Genomic DNA, 2,311 nt, shown 5'->3' with positions numbered 1-2,311 from the left:
CGGTGGTGGGGGCGGCCGCCAGTTCAGGCACCTCCCGCTTGCTCTGCCAGACCACCCACAGCAGCACGCCCAGCAGGATGAGCACAGCGGCCCCGATGGCCAGGAGGGTCCCGGTGGAGAGCGCCCCGCGGAACTGGACGATGATGGGGGCGGCCAGCACCGAGACCAGGTTGACGGCCTTGATCATCGGGTTGATGGCCGGGCCGGCCGTGTCCTTCAGCGGGTCGCCCACCGTGTCACCCACCACGCTGGCCTTGTGGCGCTCGCTCCCCTTGCCCAAGTTGCGAGCGGGGTCCCGCGGCTCGTTTTCCACCCGCTTCTTGGCGTTGTCCCACGCCGCGCCGGCGTTGGCCATGAAGACCGCCAGCAGCTGCCCCACCAGGATGGCGCCGGCCAGGAAGGCCCCCAGGGCCTCCACCTGGAGGATCAGGCCCACCACCAGCGGCGTGGCCACGGAGAGCAACGCCAGGGAGAGCAGCTCCTTCTGGGCGGCCAGGGTGCAGATGCCCACCACCCGCGCGTAGTCCGGCTTCACCGTCCCCTCCAGCACGCCGGGGATGCGGAACTGGCGCCGGACCTCCTCCACGATCAGGGTGGCGGCGCGGCTCACCGCGCGGATGGCGAAGGACGAGAAGAGCCAGGGCAGCGCCCCGCCCAGCAGCAGCCCCACGAACACCAGGGGTTGGTCGATGCGGATCCCAATGTCCTGCAGGGTGGGGACCTGGCCCAGTTGCGCCTGGACCTTGCTCACGTCGGTGAGGTAGGAGCCGAAGAGGGCCACGGCGGCGATCACCGCGGTGGCGATGGCCAGGCCCTTGGTGGTGGCCTTGGTGGTGTTGCCCACCGCGTCCAGGTCCGCCAGCACCGCCTGGGCCTCCTCCTCCAGCCCGGCCATCTCCGCGATCCCGCCGGCGTTGTCCGTCACCGGGCCGTAGGAGTCCATCCCCACCACGTTGCCCGTGAGCATCAGGAGCCCGATGCCGGTCAGGGAGACCCCGTAGAGCACGTAGACCGGCGGCAGGCCCCAGTAGATCAGGGTGGAGGTGGCGATGGTCAGGGCGATGACCACGATGGCCCACACGGTGGATTCATAGCCCACCGCCAGCCCGCTGAGGATGGTGGTGGCCGGCCCGGCCCGGGTGGCCTTCTCGATCTCCCCCACCGGGGCCCGTTCCGTGCTGGTGAAATAGTCCGTGAGCCGCTCGATGACGATGGAGAGGATCAGGCCCACCGTCGTCGAGGCCACCACCCGCCAGTCGCGGGCGTAGAGCAGGCCGATGGCCCCGAAGCCGATGAAGGAGAGGACCGCCCCGACGAAGAAACCCCGGCTGATGGCCCGCAGGGCGTCGCCCCGCCGGCCCGCCACCCCACCCACCGTGTAGGTACTGAGGATGGAGGCGATCACCCCCACGGCCCGGGCCAGCAGCGGGAACACGATCCACACCATCGAGTGGTTGGGGTCCACCGCCCGCACGGCCAGGCCCAGGATCATCGCCGAGACCATGGTCACTTCGTAGGACTCGAAGATGTCGGCGGCCATCCCCGCGCAGTCGCCGACGTTATCCCCCACGAGGTCGGCGACCACCGCCGCGTTGCGCGGATCGTCCTCGGGGACGTCCATCTCCACTTTGCCCACCAGGTCCGCTCCCACGTCCGCCGCCTTGGTGTAGATGCCGCCACCCACCCGCATGAAGAGGGCCAGCAGCGTCCCGCCGAACCCGAAGCCCAACAGCGCGTCCGGCGCGGCGATGCCGAAGATCAGGAAGATGAGGGACCCCCCCAGCAGCCCCAGGCCGTTGGTCAGCATCCCGGTGATGGTGCCGGCCCGATAGGCCAGGCGCAGGGCCGCCTCATACCCCCGGGTCCGGGCCGCCTCGGCCACCCGAATGTTCCCCTGGACCGCCATGCGCATCCCCAGCTGGCCGACGGCCAGGGAGAAGCCGGCGCCCAGGATAAAGGCGATGGCTCGGCCCAGTCCCATCACCAGCCGCAGCGTGTTCTCATCGAGTTGGGGGAAGACCTCCCGGGCTTCCGGGGAGGGTGGGACGATGTAGACGCTCAGGAAGAGCAGGACGCTCAGCAATCCCATGAACGGCAGGATGCTCATGAGTTGCCGCCGCAGGTAGGCCTCGGCCCCCTCCCGGATGGCCTCCCAGACCTCCTGCATCTTCGGCGTGCCCTTGGGTTGGCGCATCACCTCGGCCCGCAGCCACCCAGCGAAGGCCAGGCTGGCCACCGCCACCCCGAGCACGGCCAGCACCGCGTAGAACTCAAACGGCGTCAGCCCATGCCAGGTCATCCGCGCACCTCC

Annotated in this window: 1 protein-coding gene; it reads right to left on the bottom strand. The window is 70.1% G+C overall.

The window, feature by feature from the left end; all coding sequences use genetic code 11:
* The coding region (locus tag C4313_RS11575) for a sodium-translocating pyrophosphatase (protein ID WP_352430001.1) at positions 1 to 2,299 on the bottom strand (2,299 nt) is incomplete at its 3' end.
* Positions 2,300 to 2,311 lie beyond the last annotated feature (12 nt).

The sequence above is a fragment of the Thermoflexus sp. genome (assembly GCF_040289485.1).
In the GTDB taxonomy this organism is placed as follows: domain Bacteria; phylum Chloroflexota; class Anaerolineae; order Thermoflexales; family Thermoflexaceae; genus Thermoflexus.
Note: the sequence above shows the minus strand (reverse complement) of the source record. Positions and strands in the feature narration are given on the sequence as shown.